This is a genomic window from Anderseniella sp. Alg231-50 (assembly GCF_900149695.1).
Lineage (GTDB): Bacteria > Pseudomonadota > Alphaproteobacteria > Rhizobiales > Aestuariivirgaceae > Anderseniella.
In genome coordinates this window covers 330,778-345,858 of the sequence record NZ_LT703006.1, presented here as the reverse complement: position 1 = coordinate 345,858, position 15,081 = coordinate 330,778, and the positions used below count along the sequence as shown (strand labels likewise).

Annotated in this window: 17 protein-coding genes; 12 read left to right on the top strand and 5 right to left on the bottom strand. The window is 54.6% G+C overall.

The window, feature by feature from the left end:
• Positions 1-149: 149 nt before the first annotated feature.
• Positions 150-623, bottom strand: coding sequence for a DUF992 domain-containing protein (locus tag DHN55_RS19755; RefSeq protein WP_337660576.1), 474 nt, complete (start codon positions 621-623; stop codon positions 150-152).
• A 16-nt stretch (positions 624-639) separates the two neighbouring features.
• Positions 640-2,388 carry an ATPase, T2SS/T4P/T4SS family gene (locus DHN55_RS19750; RefSeq protein WP_108883261.1) on the bottom strand — a complete coding sequence of 583 codons (1,749 nt, stop codon included), beginning with the start codon at positions 2,386-2,388 and terminating at the stop codon, positions 640-642.
• A 194-nt stretch (positions 2,389-2,582) separates the two neighbouring features.
• Between DHN55_RS19750 and DHN55_RS19745 the strand changes: the two genes are divergently transcribed.
• From DHN55_RS19745 to gspD, 4 genes are all read left to right on the top strand, one after another.
• Positions 2,583-3,653 carry a PilN domain-containing protein gene (locus DHN55_RS19745; RefSeq protein WP_108883260.1) on the top strand — a complete coding sequence of 357 codons (1,071 nt, stop codon included), beginning with the start codon at positions 2,583-2,585 and terminating at the stop codon, positions 3,651-3,653.
• Positions 3,650-4,243, top strand: a complete 594-nt coding sequence (gspM, locus tag DHN55_RS19740; protein WP_108883259.1) for a type II secretion system protein GspM — start codon at positions 3,650-3,652, stop codon at positions 4,241-4,243. The genes DHN55_RS19745 and gspM overlap by 4 nt, the downstream gene beginning before the upstream one ends.
• Positions 4,244-4,255: 12 nt before the next feature.
• Positions 4,256-4,765 carry a hypothetical protein gene (locus DHN55_RS19735; RefSeq protein WP_337660575.1) on the top strand — a complete coding sequence of 170 codons (510 nt, stop codon included), beginning with the start codon at positions 4,256-4,258 and terminating at the stop codon, positions 4,763-4,765.
• Positions 4,766-4,832: 67 nt separating this feature from the next.
• The gene (gspD, locus tag DHN55_RS19730; protein ID WP_337660574.1) at positions 4,833-7,043 is read left to right on the top strand and encodes a type II secretion system secretin GspD; all 2,211 of its coding nucleotides are present in this window, start codon (positions 4,833-4,835) and stop codon (positions 7,041-7,043) included.
• A gap of 28 nt (positions 7,044-7,071) precedes the next feature.
• Here the strand turns inward: gspD and DHN55_RS19725 are convergent, their stop codons facing one another.
• The 3 genes from DHN55_RS19725 to DHN55_RS19715 are packed head-to-tail and all read right to left on the bottom strand — an operon-like array spanning position 7,072 to position 9,027.
• Positions 7,072-7,989, bottom strand: a complete 918-nt coding sequence (locus DHN55_RS19725; protein WP_108883256.1) for a type II secretion system protein GspK — start codon at positions 7,987-7,989, stop codon at positions 7,072-7,074.
• Between the two features lie 15 nt (positions 7,990-8,004).
• A complete protein-coding gene (gene gspG / locus DHN55_RS19720; protein ID WP_108883255.1) occupies positions 8,005-8,487 on the bottom strand; it encodes a type II secretion system major pseudopilin GspG in 483 nt (160 codons plus the stop codon).
• A 42-nt stretch (positions 8,488-8,529) separates the two neighbouring features.
• Positions 8,530-9,027 (bottom strand): A24 family peptidase, encoded by a 498-nt coding sequence (locus DHN55_RS19715; protein ID WP_337660573.1) that lies wholly within the window; start codon positions 9,025-9,027, stop codon positions 8,530-8,532.
• 133 nt (positions 9,028-9,160) lie between these two features.
• Between DHN55_RS19715 and DHN55_RS19710 the strand changes: the two genes are divergently transcribed.
• From DHN55_RS19710 to DHN55_RS19680, 8 genes are all read left to right on the top strand, one after another.
• Entirely contained in the window at positions 9,161-10,357 is a 1,197-nt protein-coding gene (locus DHN55_RS19710; RefSeq protein ID WP_337660572.1) for a type II secretion system F family protein, read from the top strand.
• Positions 10,354-10,818, top strand: coding sequence for a GspH/FimT family pseudopilin (locus DHN55_RS19705; protein WP_108883252.1), 465 nt, complete (start codon positions 10,354-10,356; stop codon positions 10,816-10,818). The genes DHN55_RS19710 and DHN55_RS19705 overlap by 4 nt, the downstream gene beginning before the upstream one ends.
• Positions 10,808-11,218 carry a hypothetical protein gene (locus DHN55_RS19700; protein WP_108883251.1) on the top strand — a complete coding sequence of 137 codons (411 nt, stop codon included), beginning with the start codon at positions 10,808-10,810 and terminating at the stop codon, positions 11,216-11,218. The genes DHN55_RS19705 and DHN55_RS19700 overlap by 11 nt, the downstream gene beginning before the upstream one ends.
• Before the next feature lie 2 nt (positions 11,219-11,220).
• Complete coding sequence (locus DHN55_RS19695) at positions 11,221-11,859, top strand: prepilin-type N-terminal cleavage/methylation domain-containing protein (RefSeq protein ID WP_108883250.1); 639 nt, start codon at positions 11,221-11,223, stop codon at positions 11,857-11,859.
• A 508-nt stretch (positions 11,860-12,367) separates the two neighbouring features.
• On the top strand, positions 12,368-12,538 hold the full coding sequence (locus DHN55_RS22510) for a hypothetical protein (RefSeq protein ID WP_337660571.1): 171 nt from the start codon (positions 12,368-12,370) through the stop codon (positions 12,536-12,538).
• A 261-nt stretch (positions 12,539-12,799) separates the two neighbouring features.
• Positions 12,800-13,021 carry a DNA-binding protein gene (locus DHN55_RS19690; protein WP_108883249.1) on the top strand — a complete coding sequence of 74 codons (222 nt, stop codon included), beginning with the start codon at positions 12,800-12,802 and terminating at the stop codon, positions 13,019-13,021.
• On the top strand, positions 13,021-13,212 hold the full coding sequence (locus DHN55_RS22640) for a helix-turn-helix domain-containing protein (protein WP_108883248.1): 192 nt from the start codon (positions 13,021-13,023) through the stop codon (positions 13,210-13,212). Before DHN55_RS19690 ends, DHN55_RS22640 begins: the two co-directional genes overlap by 1 nt.
• 169 nt (positions 13,213-13,381) lie before the next feature.
• Positions 13,382-15,079, top strand: a complete 1,698-nt coding sequence (locus DHN55_RS19680) for a site-specific integrase (protein WP_337660570.1) — start codon at positions 13,382-13,384, stop codon at positions 15,077-15,079.
• The last annotated feature ends 2 nt before the right edge of the window (positions 15,080-15,081 follow it).

Sequence of the window (15,081 nt, the reverse complement as noted above, 5' to 3'; positions counted from 1 at the left end):
CGCGTTTTTGCGGGAGTAGGGTGTGCCCGGTCAGTGCTTCCAGTATCTTGATCCAGTCCTCGGAACCGACCGATCGAATTACGGTAATGGGATGGACGCCTCCATCCGGCCTCGCAATGGGACATACTGGTGAGTGCGGACATACCCGCTTACTTTAGCCTCACTGTTGCAGCTGCAATGCCGCTGGCCAGGTTGAACATGTCTGGATTGTCACTCGTCATTGGCAGCAGTTCAAATTCTCCCCCGGCGCTGAGTGCATTGGCCGGATCAGTCTTCTTCGCCATGACGGGATTACCGGTATAGGTGCCGGCCAGTTGTTTCGCCGGTGCTTTCCCCGAGCCGCTGACTGTCCATGACAAATCGACCTGGGTCATCAATTTAACCGGCGCACCATAATTATCAATGGTGACTTCCAGCGGCACTGCCGGCTTGTTGGCGGCGGTCGGCTGAAACACACACGGCACCGGGCGACGGGCACCCACTGCCAGTTCCACGCTGACGGTCAAAGTGCACTTGATGGTTCCGGCCGGTTTTGCACCTTGTGCGGTTGCGGGTAAAGTCAGCGCGGTGCCTGACAGGACAAGGGCTGCCAGCAAAAGGGACGTTTGCTTCAATCGAGTCATGGTTTCACCTTTGGTATCAAGTTGGTTCAATTGCCTGTTGATCGCCCGTCACACGCAACACTTCTTCAAGGCTGGTGTCGCCAGCCAGAACTTTTTGCAAACCGCAGCGCCGCAAGGTTGTCGCGCCGCGCTGTCTTGCCGCCGCCAGTATTTCTGAGACGGGCGCGTCCTCGGCAACAAGGCGTTGCAGTTCGCCATCAAACTCGACGATTTCATAAATGGTGGTGCGCCCGGCATAGCCGGTCTTGTTGCACATGGCACATCCGACCGGGCGCCGCGCTGCATGACGGCCTTTGCCCGCAGCCATACCGGCTTGCGCCAAAATGCCGGCGGAAAGGTCTGCCGGCTCGCTGCATTTGGCGCACAGCTTACGCACCAAGCGTTGGGCGAGGACACCGCGCAGCGTCGAGGCCAGCAGAAAACGCTCAACGCCCATGTCGAGCAGTCGGGAGATCGAACTGACCGCGTCATTGGTGTGCACAGTGGCCAGCACCAGATGCCCGGTCAGCGAGGCCTGAATGGATATCTGCGCGGTCTCGCCATCACGGATTTCACCGAGCATGACGATGTCCGGGTCCTGCCTGAGAATGGACCGCAATGCCGAGGCAAAGGTTAGACCGATTTGCGGTTTGACCTGGATCTGGCTGATCCCCGGCAGGTTGTATTCCACCGGGTCTTCCACGGTGAATATCTTGCGTTCCTCCGAGTTCAAGCCGGTCAGGGCGGCATAAAGCGTCGTGGTCTTGCCGCTGCCGGTGGGTCCGGTTACCAGGAAAATCCCGTGTGGCTGCGCAGTCAGGCGCTGCAACGTTTCAACCGCTGATGCATCAAACCCAAGGGCTGGAAACTGCAGCGCGACTTCGGCCCGGTCCAGAATACGCAGCACGATTGTTTCGCCGTACTGGGTCGGCATGGTTGACACCCTGAGGTCAATTTCCCGGCCCTTGACCGGTATCTTGATGCGGCCGTCCTGCGGCAACCGGCTTTCGGCGATGTTGAGATGCGCCATGATTTTAAAGCGCGACACCAGCCCGGCCAGCATGGAGCGATCCGCCGTTTCCATGGTGCGCAGGGCACCGTCAATGCGAAACCGGATGCGCACCCGATCCTCAAACGGTTCCATGTGAATATCCGATGCCAGTGAACTGACGGCCAGATTGATAATCCGCGAGGCCAGCCGCACGATGGGCGCTTCGCTGGCAATGTCCTTGAGCCGGTCAATGTCAGCCTGACCGGCCTGGTCGCCCAGATCCGCTTCTGACAAGCCTTGCGCTGCGAGCACGTCTGAATCGCCGTAGAGTTGTTCAAACAATTGTTCAAACTCGCTGGGCGTTGTCACCAGGAGGACGACATTCCTGTTCAGAAAATAACCTGCCGCCTGTGCCTGCGCGTTATCCAGAGGCCACGGTGTCGCCAGTGTAATTGCGTCGTCGCTCGCCTGCACTGGCAACAGTTTCGCCGCTTTCAGAAATGCCGGTTCGAGAACATCCTCCGCAATTGGCGAGATTGGATGATCGTCCTTTTGCAACAGCTCAAGATTGAGAAAGCCGGCAAGATGTGATGCCAGATCACTTTCGGATATCAGAGCCAGATCGACCAGCACGGCTTCTGTTCGGTTCCAGGTCTGATCCATGGCGCGAAACGCACGTTCGATGGCAAAATCATCAAGAACCCGGCGATCGGACAAATAACTGAGAAACCCGGAATCACGCCCGCCCGACCTGTCGGCGTCCGATGATATAGCTGTTGCAGATCCGGTGTTCATGCCTAACCTTTGCTCAACCCCCAGGCCCGGCTCAAAACGAGATAAAACCGCCCATAAAACGGCGTATTCGTTTGATCGGGAAAGCGCGTATCGTTAGTACTCAGACTATAGCATGACGCGGGGGTATTTGCCGCACCAAAACTGGCTTTGCGTGCACAGAAATATGCTGCCTATAATGAGGCTTGGGGAGCTTTATGAAAATCATCCAGGCAATCGGAGCATTCGGCAACTGGTGGCACGGCCAGCTGGTTTCCCTGGTGCCGGATGCGGTGAAATCAGCTCTCGGATCGTTGCGTATCCGGCATCGCATCAGTGTTGAGCAGGATGGCATAACACTGTTGCGGCGCGGTTGGCTGGCGTCGCCCGGCAACTGGAAGCAAATCGACGGGATTTTCCAGCAACCGAAAGATGTAACCGACCTGTTCAGGCCGCGGTTCGGCGCTTTGGGGTTTCGCCGCAAGGTCAATATAGTCGTACCGGTTGAACAGCTTCTGACCCGATCTGTTGAGTTGCCGCTCAGCGTAGCTGCAAATATTTCAGATATCGCCGCGCTGGAGGCCAGGGCGCTGGTCCCCGGCAGCGGCAAGTCCGCTTATTCGGGCCTGGACGTTGCCAGTATCAAGGCCGGTTCGCAATCAGTGTCAGCCCGGCAACTGGTGCTCAACGGCGAGCTTGTGGAGCCGTATGTTGCCGCGCTGAAAGCCGATAAGGGACTTGATTTTGAGGTGACCGCCTTGCTCAAAGACGGTCGCGAAGTGCGCCTCGATCCGCTGATGGAAGCCAGTGCTGAACCCGTAACAGGAACCAGGTGGCGCCTGATCCTGGCAGCATTGGTGCTAGTGCTTGGTGCTGCCAACATATTTACGACCCTCACCCGGCAGGAAGAGGCCATCACCGCACTTGATCAAAAACTGGTGATCGCCACCCGAAAGGCTCAAACGGTCCGCAACAATTTGAACAGGGAGGCAGCACTGGCCAACGGTGTGGTCGGAATTCAGAAAAAAATACAGCACGAGCCAGGGCTGATTGATATCTGGCAGGAACTCACGAAAACACTGCCACGGTCTGCCTGGATCAACGCGCTGGCAATTGAAGACCGGACATTGCGAATGACCGGATCAGCGAAATCTGCCGCCGAGCTCATTGGTTTGCTGGAAGCATCCGTAGTGTTCTCACAGGTTCGGTTTTCCTCCCCCGTAGTGACCAATCGTGCCTCGAATGACGAGCGGTTTCAGATTGAAGCCCGGATTGGAACGTTGCCATGAACGCAAAACTTGTTCCCGGCCGGCTGGGGAAGGGACTTCAGCAAATCCTGGCAGTCTTTCTGGTTGTCCTTGTGGTGGCAGCCATCTGGGCATTGTATGCCGGTATTGCGAGCAAGATCGCGTCCAATGATGAAGCCATAAGTGAACGTCGCGTCCAGCTGGGACGTATGCTGCAAATTGCAGAGTGGAAACCTGAAATCGGGACCGTCGCGGACAAGCAACTGGATACGGTGCTGCAGACCCTGTTTTCTCCCGGTGATGCATCTGCCGTCAGCATGGCCGAATTTCAGGCGCGGCTTAAGAGACATGCCGCCAGCGCTGGCGCGCAAATCGTGAACGTGACCGAGCGGCCGGTGAAGGAGGAACTGGGCTTTTCATGGATCGGCCTGCGGATCGCGGTGATCGGGCGGTTTGATGCTGTTGCAAGATTTGTTGCCGCAGTTGAGACCGGCACGCCATATACGACGGTTTTTTCAGGCCGGGTTACGGCTGATCCTGACCCGAACCGTGTCACGACACCGGACGCGCGGCTTGATGTCCAGCTTGAAATCTATTCACCGGTGCGCGCGGTAGTGCCAGGTCAACAGTAACGGGAGGATGACATGAAATCTTTGCAGATATGTCTTCTGGTCCTGCTTGCGGCCTGGCAGGGATGGATGTTGTCCGGCAGGTTTGACCATGACTATGATCTGCGCCCGATCATGCCTTCGACTACCTGGCAGGCGTCCGGCTCAGATCCGGAGATCGCCGACTTGTCCCGGCGCCCGGTTCGGCTCGGTACGCTGATGTCGGCTGCGGTTTTCTCGCCGACGCGCCAGCTCAAAGCGAAGCCCAGGCCGGTGGTCAAGGCGCCGGTGAAGCCGGTAATCACCAAGCCCCCAAAGCCTGTCCAGCCGCAATCGCCACGAGCCGAGTTGAGGCTTGAAGGTGTTCTGATGTCTTCATCAGAGCAAATGGCGCTGGTGCGAAAGCTTGATACCGAGGAGCGCAAGTGGATCCGCCTCGGTGAAAAGTTCATGGGCTGGACCCTGATTGAAATTTCCGCACTTGAAATCATGGTTGAATCCGGCAAGCACCAGAAAAAACTGCCGCTTTATGTGGACAACAAGTAGCAACCGATAGGGATTATTCAACCTCAGGAGTACACTGATCAATTCTCATGTATTGAGGGGGGGCAGTGTGAAGTTTGCTTTCAGTAGTATCGTTCCGGTTTTTCTGGTCGGCATCTTGCTGATATTGCAGGGTTGCAGTAATTCAACGCTGGTTGATGAGCCTGACGACAATTTCTTTTCAAAACATCTTCCCCTCAGTACGGCGAGTACCGGGAGCGCAGACAATAATGCTGCGACGCTGGCGATTGAACAGCCGCGCGATGATGATGCTTCAACCTTTCGTGGAGTGACCCAGCGCGGGACTGACAATTTCCTGGCGCTGCCGGGCAGGAGCAAGCCACGTGCCGCGGATCGTTCCTCGCAGGGTGAACGGATCACCTTCAACCTGGTCGATGCCCCGATTGAACAGGCCGCGCGTGCGGTTCTCGGCGATATACTGGGGGCCAATTATGCGATCGAAGGCTACATTTCGGGAACCATAACCTGGCGCACCACGCGGCCTCTGACCAAGGCGGAGGTGCTGAGCGGATTTGAAACCGCATTGCAGGCAAACGGCGCAACCATGATTGAGCGCCATGGCATGTTGCGGATACTTCCTATCCAGGCCGCAGCCAACATTCCGCGGACTTTGGATACCAATCTGTCGACCAGTTCAGCGGTCGGCGACCGCAACTATTTTCTGCAGTTGAAGTATGTGTCTGCGAGTGAACTTCGCGAGGTGCTCGAACCGATTGTGCCGCCGGGTTCCATCTTGCGTGTGGACCAGGCGCGCAATGCGTTGATACTGCAAGGCTCGCCAAACCAAATTGCGGCAGTTCGCGAATCTGCCGAGTTGTTTGATGTTGACTGGCTGAAGGGGATGTCTTTTGCGTTGCGGCCTTTGAAGAACTCAAACCCCGTCGCCGTGGCTCGGGAACTGGATACGATTTTTGCGACCAAGAGCGGGCCCCTGAAAGGTGTCCTGCGGTTTGTTCCCAATGTGAGGTTGAAGGCGGTGCTGGTGATCTCCTCACGCGCTGCCTATCTGCCAAAGGCTGAAAACTGGATAGCCAAGCTGGATGCGAAACCGGATGCGGAACGCGTCGGTGTCCATGTCTACAATGTGCAAAACCGGGACGCGGATGAACTGGCCCGGATATTGCGGTCGGTCTATCGATCAAAGTCCGGCAGGAAAATTCAGGTTGAAACCGGTGTCGCTCCGCGCGAGAGCATTTCTCGTGGTGTGTCTCAAGGTGTGGTCAGTTCGCGCGGTGATGAAGACAGTAGCGAAGAGCCGCGCCGGGTGGCGGCGTTTGCCGATGAGGGGTCGTTCAACAATTCTGGCGAAGATGACGATGTTCCTCCTGAAGAAGTGGTTCGGGTGGTTTCGGACGATGCCAATAACTCACTGCTGGTGGTTGCGACCGACGAGGAATATGACCGGATCCTGAAAGTGCTGAAGAGCGTGGACACCAGGCCAAACCAGGTATTGCTGGAAGCGGTCATCGCAGAAGTTGTTCTGAATGACGAGCTTCAGTTTGGTGTGCGCTGGTATCTCGGGCGTCAGAACAACAATGCGACATTCAGCGACTCACTCACGGGCGCAGTGTCTTCGGTGTTTCCCGGGTTTTCCTATTTTCTGGCGATAGACAATGTTGAAGTTGCCCTGAATGCACTGAACGGCGTGACCGATGTGAATGTCGTATCGTCACCGTCATTGATGGTGCTGGATAATCGCAAGGCGACTTTGCAGGTCGGTGATCAGGTGCCTATTGTCGTGCAGCAGTCCACCAGTGTCGAAGCGGCGGACGCCCCGGTCGTCAATGCAATTGAACAGAAAGATACCGGTGTGATCTTGAGCATCACACCGCGGGTCAATGACAGTGGACGGGTGATCCTGGACATTGAACAGGAAGTCAGCACGGTTGTCCCGACAACGACTTCCGGCATCGACTCGCCGACAATACGGCGCAGGAAAATCGAAACCACAGTTGTCGTCCAGGATGGCCAGACGCTAACTCTTGGAGGGCTGATCCAGGAGACGGAAGATCAAACGGATGAGAAAGTGCCTCTGCTCGGAGATATTCCCTATCTCGGGACAGCATTCAGAAGCAGGGATACTCTGAAATCAAAAACCGAACTGGTCATTTTTGTTCGCCCACGGGTTATCCGCGATACGACGGAAGCTTTTGAGATTACCAATGAATTCCGGAAACGCCTGGTAGGTTTTGACAAGGGCAAGACGAAACCGGGTAGCGCTGAAAGCCTCAAAAAGACATTCAACCGAATCGTTAACTGAGTGTGCTCTCTCTCGAATGTGGGGCAACTCAGCGCGCTGCGAAAAACGTCTCGCAGCTTGGTGCATTGTTGCGAACTGGCGGTTCGCCTTCTGGTGTTTTTGCCTTGCCCTGTGACCAGTCTGACCAGGCAAGAATTGTGAACGGACGCCTTGGATGAGGCAGGATATCGAGCACTGCAGTCCGCCCCGTGGTCACGCCCTTGGGATGGCTGACGATGACGGTTAGCTCAAGAATACCTGCGGCCGCAGCGTTTCTGCCAGTAGAGATTTGTTGTGCCAAATTACGAAAACCGTCTGGCGACAAATTGGTATCGATTGAAGTGCTTCGGCCATGCACGGTCAAGAACCTGATGATCTTTGTGTGCAGGTCGCGCGTCATCCCGCTGATTTGATCCAGTTCATCGAGGCTGCGAAATCGCCCGCTACTGCGCAGGCCGGCTTGCGTGGCATCGCCTGATGACAATTGGCTGCCTGAACTGCCGGCCTTGCGAAACGCAACTATGGATGCCGCAATGTCTGAGGCAGCCGGTTGACCGGGCAAGACGAGTTCAAGGTATTTTGTGAGTGTGGCTTGTGTGGCGAGATTGACGTTGAGCAGTCCGCGCTGATCCTGAACGCTTATCCGAGCGGTCCAATCGGCAGGCAGTCGGCATTCGATTGCCGTGCCGTTGCGTGGAATTTTTTGTCCTGCGGTCCTCGCCCTGTTTTCGTGTGCAGCGGCTAGCCCGACCAGTTCAACCAGGCCATCCGCATAGGCTCTGGCCTTGGCATTCTCTACGGCAAAGCCCGTAGACTGAATGGAAAAGCGAGTGGTCGTTGACAACAATACGGCTGCCGTCGCCAGAAAGCCGATGAACCAGATTGCCGACACCAGGGCGTAACCCGCATCACGCTCGTCGCCAGCTTTGCACTGACCCTTATTTTCCAGTTGCAGGTTGCGCTTCATGATGATGCAAAAAGCCTATTGCGAGTTAGAGATGTCCCCGTCTTCCCCGGTTCCGCCCTCACGCCCGTCACGCCCCAGACTCTTTAAGTCGTAGGTCGATACCTTGCCGGGAAACTCGTAGATATACTTGCGCCCCCATGGGTCGATGATGCCACTTTCGCGTCTGAGGTATGGGCCGTTCCAGGAGGCCTGATCATCGGGTGCTTTTAACAGGGCATCCAGGTTTTGTTCAGTGGTCGGATACCGGCCGTTGTCCAGATAGTAGAGTTCAACGGCACTTTCGACATTGCGCATTTGCGCTGTCGCCTGGTCGGTTTTGGCTTTCGAGAACCACTTGATGGCCTGCGGGCCAACCAGGGCGGCAATCAGGGCAATGATGCCAAGCACGACCAGCAGTTCAACGATGGTGAAACCGGCGTCGTTCTGCTTGCAGTCCGCTTCTCTGCGACGCGTAGTCCTGCATGAGATTGAGTGCGTCAAGTCGCTGTTATCGCTCATGGTTTCCCGCAAAGAAAGTTCCCCCAACTGGTCTTTCGGAGATTATGGCAGCGTATCTAAATCGAAGGGCATGCCAACCAATACAAGATAGCATAATGCCACTGCCAGATGCGCACCGAACGGCAATTTTGTTGCCAATCGTACATTGTTTTTTGTTGTGATGTACAGCACACAGATGTGTGTAAATGCGACAATACAGGCAACGAGAATGAGCCATGGCAACTGCAATATCCCGATCCAAATGCAAGCCGCGCCGGCCAATTTTACATCTCCCATTCCAAGCCCCGTCTGCTTTCTAAATACCGAGTACAACCAACGGACTGCTGCAAGCGCAGCCAGTCCGGCAAATCCGTTTGCAATCGCAATCATGAGGCTTTGTCCAAGCGATCCGGTTGCGCAAATCAATCCGCTCGCTGCCAGCAGAAATGTTGCGACATTGGGAATACGAAAATATCTGATGTCATAATAGGCGATCGTGGCACTCAGAAAAACCAGTGAGCCAAGGAGCATGACATGTAAATGCTGAATATAGGCGGTCATTTGACTTTGCTGGGCCTTTATATGTTTGACTATTGAAAGCTTACTGTCGCGTTCACTGTGTCCCCCGTGTATCATCATCAGCATTGGTTTGGCATCAGGGCCCGTAACATTGCCGGCATACAGCTACATTGCGGTGGATAAGTCAGGAGCACGCTCTGTCGGCAAGGTCGACGCGGCGTCGGAGACAGGTGCGCTGCAGCTGCTGAGGGACCGGCATCTCATGCCGGTCAAGCTGCAACCGGATACAGATGCCAAAGACTTCAATTCGGATTTGGGCATGTCCGGCCGCAAGGGCGGCGGCCTTGGAAGGCGCGCCCAGATTAACCTGACACGTCAACTCAGTATCCTGTTGGAGGCTGGCATGGCGCTGCCGCGCGCGCTCGCTGTTGTTGGTGAACAGGGCAATGCGCGCGTCCGTCCGGCTCTGACGGCGGTGAAGGAGGCGGTCGTGTCGGGCAAGCCTTTGTCATCAGCGCTCGATGCGCCAGGCATTGGGCTGGGCCCGGACCTGCTGTCAGTAATTGCCGCCGGTGAAGGGGTCGGAACGCTGAGCGGTAGCCTGGGCCGCGTGAGCGATATTCTGGAGGCCCGCGCCAAACTAAAGGATGAGCTGCTGTCATCGCTGCTGTATCCGGTCATTCTCATGATACTGGCGGTCGTGTCCGTGTTGATCGTTGTAATGTATTTGGTGCCGAGCCTGGCGCCGGTGTTCGAGGGTGCGCAGGGCGAAATGCCGTTGATGATGACACTGGTGCTGGGGGCACGGGCGAGTCTTGAAGCCCATGGCGTTCTATATGTAGCCGCCGGCGTAGTTCTGTTCACTGGCCTCGTAATGTCGGCAACAACAGATGCCGGTAAATCCCTGGCGATAAGGGTGTTGCTGAAGGTGCCGATGATAGGCTCGACACTGCGTGGCCTGGAGGCGGTGAGATTTACCACCACATTGAGTGCCTTGCTGTCGGGCGATGTCGCCATTCTCGATGCCATCCGCCGTTCAGGCCAGTCATGCCTGCTGGCGACATCGCGCCAGAGCGCTGAACGCGCGGGGTCTGAAGTCGCCACCGGTACCAGGCTTTCCTCAGCCCTTCGGCAGCTCGATTTCATCAGGCCCGGTTCACTGGAACTGATTGCCATCGGTGAGGATTCCAACCGCTTGAGCGAGATGCTCAATTATGTAGCCGCAACCACCGACCTGGAAACCCGGGTCAGGACGGAACGCCTGATCGCGCTGTTCCCGCCGGTGTTGACCATACTAATCGGCGTTTTTGTCGGCGGCATCATTTTATCGGTGATGCAGGCAATCACCAGTCTGAACCAGTTGGTGCAATGAAACACGGACAATCACATACGGCAGGCGATGACGGGTTCACCCTGATTGAAATGCTGGTTGTGCTCGGCATTTTAGCCATCATGGCGGGCTTCACCTGGGCATCGATCCGGCCGCCATCAGCGGCTGCCGAAGTTAGCAAACTGGGCGATGCGGTAGCGGTTTACTTCAACCGTGTCCGGGCCAGATCCCTGTCCGCCTGGCAGCCCTTTTCGGTTACCTTCAATGCCGACAAGCGCACCATCACGTCTGATGCAATGACGGATAGGCTGAGCTGGCCGGAACACGTCACGCTTGTCACGGATACATCCGAGCGTGAAAGCACCGGTAATGAATATCGCATCAGGTTCAACCCTGACGGCTCAGCCAGCGGCGGAACCATCCGCTTCAAACGGGACAGCGCAACATACGCTGTTACAGTCAATTGGCTGACGGGGCAGGTGGTGAGGCGTCGTGAGTTTTAATCAATTTTACAACACCGTATCGGATGAAGCAGGCTCAACCGTCATCGAGATCATTGTTGCGTTTGCGATTGTGTCCATTGCCCTGATCCAGGGTTTTGATCTGATTGCATCCAGCGCGCGCTCCGCTGCGGCATTGGCGGAAAAGACATCCGCCCTTGCAGTTGCAGAAAACCAGGTCGCGCTGCTGCGAACTGCCGGTAACCCCGAGGCTGCACAAAAGTCCGGGCGCACAGACAATGGATTTGCCTATTCGGTAAAGGTGTCGCCGGTGCAGGCCACCGCAGCGCCAACTGGCACTGCCGCAACTCTGGCCTACAAAGTTACGGTCCAGGTCAACAAGAACGAACGCGAGGTGGTAAGCCTTGAGACCTGGGCGCTGTTTCCTTTTGACCGGCAGTAGCGATGAAGCATGAATGCGAAACAGGCGAAGAGGGGTTCACGCTGGTAGAACTGCTGGTTGCCATATCCCTGCTGGCCATCTTGTCAGGGTTGTTCGTCAACACGGTTGTATTGAGCCAGAGAATGGCCGGTGTCAGTGGCAGGCTGGTCTCATCCCAGGAGATTGATGCGGTTGAGCGCTACCTGCGCCGCGATTTGAGACAGGTGTTCAAAATCTTCCAGCTTGATCCAAAGGCGAAGAAGCTGCATCTGGTGTTTCGCGGAGGGCCGGACCAGCTTGATCTTGTGTTGTCCGCCAACATCGATGTTGAGTATGGCGGACTGCGCTATGTCAGTTTCCTGATCGACGAGAGCGGTGACGCAGGGCCCCGGCTCATCACCCGTCGCCAGCCAGGCGGAGCACTTGGTGAAAACACCGTCGCCGTCAAAACATCGGAAGTTGTCCTACTCGAGAATATCTCTTCCCTGTCGTTTCGATATTATGGCACAGGCGAAGATAAGGGCAGGCAAACGACCGGATGGTTTGACGTCTGGGGTGCCGTTGGTCAATTGCCGAGATTGGTCGAACTCAACATCGTCCAGAATGTTGAGGGTCACAGAACAGAACGACAGATTGTGGTTGATCTGCCGTTGGCAAGATAATTCCTTGAATACAAAATCATGGTTCAGATTGTCTGTGATGCAGGTAGATTGTATTGGTCGATTGAAGCTACGTTGAAAGTTGGTAATCAGATTTTGGTCTTACAAAAATCACTCTGATATCATTTACAGTGTTTTGAAAACGCTGATTTTGCCGATACTGGTAGCCACAGGAGTTTTGAATAGTTTCATACAAGAGTGGAAAACCGGCCCCTGCAGCAATCGAAAAACCTGAATCTAGCTGTGATCCAGATGTCGAAATGTTGACGCCGCTGGAAATAGAAGAACTCAGACAAAAGGCTAAAGCATCAATCGAGTTTTATAAGAAGGCGTTTAGGCAGTCAGCCAGGTAGTCGGCGAAACCTGCTTTTTTCAATTTTCATACTGATCGTTTTTAAGATTTGATTTGCCACAGGAGATTGAGTGTGTCGTTCGCGATGGTGATAAGGGACTGCATTCCATATGTAGTTTTGCAACAGCCATTCTGTTTTCAACAATCGGAACTCTTTGGATGACATCACGCAAATTTATACAATCGGTCACACCGGTTCCAGGGAACGCTAAGCCAAGCCGATTTTCAGATGTTGAGATCCTGACGTGGCAGGAAATTGACAACCTCAGAGAAGAAGCGAAAAGAGATAGTGAGTTTTTTGACGAAGCATTTGAGAGAACAACTGGTTGATCAGCTCCCGGTGTTTTGGCTTCCATATTAACACTGGACGATTGATAACTGCTAAAAACGCTATCAAGTTGCAGTTATAGTGATTTTCATCGCCTAAAATTACGCAAAATACTCCTCCGATCCATTTTTGGAATGGGCTGTATCACGCTGAAAAATAATATTTTTTTCAAATTTGAGCCATTTCAGTTTTAGGGGGGTCGACTTGCTGGAGGTATTTGCAGATATCGGCTGACATCGTTTTCCAACACGGAGTTATGAACGATGTCGCAAAATACCGAACCGAATTTTCTGAATCCAAATGAAGCCGCAATCTATCTGCGGGTCTCCAAGTCTCACCTGGCTCGGTTGCGAGTGCAGGGGGGTGGTCCGCGCTATGCCAAGCTTGGTCCAAAGCTTGTCGTGTACCGCCTGGAGGACCTGCAAACCTATGTTGACCTGCGGCTTCGTGACTCCACATCCGACGTTGGACGGGAGGCAAGGTGATGCCTCGTCGTCCAGAACCGTTTCTCACGATTCCGGAAGTTGCCGGCACTCTCAATGTTAACACCCGTACCGTAAGGCGATGGATCGACGCCGGTTACCTTCCGGTGCATCGATTGGGCGGATCTGTGCGTATCTCCGATGCAGATTTTCGGGCATTCCTTGCGCAACGCAGATGCAGCAACGATGTCTGAAATTGTCCCTTATTGTCAATAGCTTGAACAAATTCGGGAAGACTTTGCACCAGAATACGTTCCATGTTTTCGTGTATAGTATTCCCGAATGTCCGGCCCTGTCATCGCGTGTCTCCCGATGTCCAGAAGGGGCAGGCGACCAGGTTCCCGAACAAGGAGGTCCAGAGGAATGAACCAGCTTCCAAGTGAAGGTTTCACTCTTCAACATGTTGTCGCCGCGCTGACAACTAGAACTGACCTTTCTGCAACTCGTCGGCGCGACTTTGTGGCGGCAGTCAAGTGGGTCGCAAATGCATTGGATCAAAGCCCCAACGATGTTCCGATTGATCTGCGCAAGGTCACCGATTTGTTTCGCCGTGCATCTGGCCTGAGGGCAGGGCTTTCCGGCAAACGATTGCAGAATCTGAAGTCGGACTTCGGAGGGGCCGTAAATGCGTCTGGGCTGGCAACGATGCTTCAAACCGCCAACCTGCCGCTGTCAGATGCGTGGAACAAGCAGCTGAAACTGGTTTCTGACAAACCAACAAGAACTGGACTGTCCCGCTTCTCCCGATTTTGTACTGGACTAAACATTGAGCCCGCGGAAGTAATTGACGAGGTGTTTGCAGAATTCAAGCAGGCACTTGAAAAACAGTCGATGGTCACAAATCCCCAGACGAGCTGGGTGTGGGCTGTCCGAAGTTGGAACAAGGCATGCAAAATCGATGGTTGGAACGGAAATGCAGTGACACCGGTTCGGGTCGGACGCGAACCGGTGCGTATGCCGACGCATTTGTTGCCAGATAGCTTTTGGATTGACCTTGAGGAATACCTCACTTGGTGCTCAGTCACCTCGCCATTCGATGAGAAGAGCCGCCGCACTGCTCTCAAACCAGCTACAATTCATCTTCGTCGGCAGCAGATCAAATCAGCGGTTGAAGCGGCGCTGAAGGTGGGCATTGAACCGGAAGAGATAAAGTCGATACATGATCTTGTGGAGTGCCAAGTTGTGAAAGCAGTTTTCAGGCATCTTTACGAAGTTCACGAAGGCAAACCGAATGCATATACATCTGGTGTGGCGACGACGCTTGTTACCGTAGCGAAGGAGTGGGTACGAGTTTCGGCCGATCAGCTTACGGAACTGAAAGCCCTGCGGTCCAAATTGCCATCTCTGAGCTCGGGTTTGACTGAAAAGAACAAGGCTACTTTGTTGGGCCTGAAAGACCCTGCTGCTCTTGCCGTCCTGCTTGGCACACCTGAAACGTTTTGGATGCAGGCAAGGGGCAAACGCACTCCGTCAAAGCGCCGTCTTCCACATGCACAGATTGCTTTGTTGATCGAATTGCTACTTGCCTGCCCAATGCGTATGGCTAATGCAGCAGCTTTGGAGTTCGGTCGACATATTTCCTTCCCAGCGGGACCGAAGGGTAGGGCGTATCTGTGCATCCCTGGTGATGAGACGAAAAATGGCCTAGCCATCGAGGCAGAATTGCCGGTCAGATTGTCTGAAATGCTGAAAGAGTATCGCGACGTACTTGTACCAGCGGTTTGTGGTCGAAAACATTTCGGTCTTTTCATTGATCGGCAAGGCCGGAAGAAAATCACATCTGGTATATCGGTTCAGTTCAAAACTGCGATGCGTCAGTCCGGATTGAACATTACACCACACCAGATGCGGCACATCGCTGCGTGGCTGATTCTGAACGACGATCCTGGAGCTATTTATCAGGTGTCTCAACTGCTCGGTCACAAGAATATCAAGACAACTCAGAAATACTACGCTGGCATAGACACGAACCGTGCCGTCAATCACATGAGCCAGCTTATTGAGAAGGTAAGAGGTGACATTCTCGTTGATGGCAATCCTGCAGTATCCGGGAGTCGATAAAC

Coding starts and splice junctions, on each gene's coding strand:
- DHN55_RS19755 (WP_337660576.1), bottom strand. CDS start 623: ATGACTCGATTGAAGCAAACGTCCCTTTTGCTGGCAGCCCTTGTCCTG.
- DHN55_RS19750 (WP_108883261.1), bottom strand. CDS start 2,388: ATGAACACCGGATCTGCAACAGCTATATCATCGGACGCCGACAGGTCG.
- DHN55_RS19745 (WP_108883260.1), top strand. CDS start 2,583: ATGAAAATCATCCAGGCAATCGGAGCATTCGGCAACTGGTGGCACGGC.
- gspM (WP_108883259.1), top strand. CDS start 3,650: ATGAACGCAAAACTTGTTCCCGGCCGGCTGGGGAAGGGACTTCAGCAA.
- DHN55_RS19735 (WP_337660575.1), top strand. CDS start 4,256: ATGAAATCTTTGCAGATATGTCTTCTGGTCCTGCTTGCGGCCTGGCAG.
- DHN55_RS19725 (WP_108883256.1), bottom strand. CDS start 7,989: ATGAAGCGCAACCTGCAACTGGAAAATAAGGGTCAGTGCAAAGCTGGC.
- gspG (WP_108883255.1), bottom strand. CDS start 8,487: ATGAGCGATAACAGCGACTTGACGCACTCAATCTCATGCAGGACTACG.
- DHN55_RS19715 (WP_337660573.1), bottom strand. CDS start 9,027: ATGACCGCCTATATTCAGCATTTACATGTCATGCTCCTTGGCTCACTG.
- DHN55_RS19705 (WP_108883252.1), top strand. CDS start 10,354: ATGAAACACGGACAATCACATACGGCAGGCGATGACGGGTTCACCCTG.
- DHN55_RS19695 (WP_108883250.1), top strand. CDS start 11,221: ATGAAGCATGAATGCGAAACAGGCGAAGAGGGGTTCACGCTGGTAGAA.
- DHN55_RS22510 (WP_337660571.1), top strand. CDS start 12,368: ATGACATCACGCAAATTTATACAATCGGTCACACCGGTTCCAGGGAAC.
- DHN55_RS19690 (WP_108883249.1), top strand. CDS start 12,800: ATGTCGCAAAATACCGAACCGAATTTTCTGAATCCAAATGAAGCCGCA.
- DHN55_RS22640 (WP_108883248.1), top strand. CDS start 13,021: ATGCCTCGTCGTCCAGAACCGTTTCTCACGATTCCGGAAGTTGCCGGC.
- DHN55_RS19680 (WP_337660570.1), top strand. CDS start 13,382: ATGAACCAGCTTCCAAGTGAAGGTTTCACTCTTCAACATGTTGTCGCC.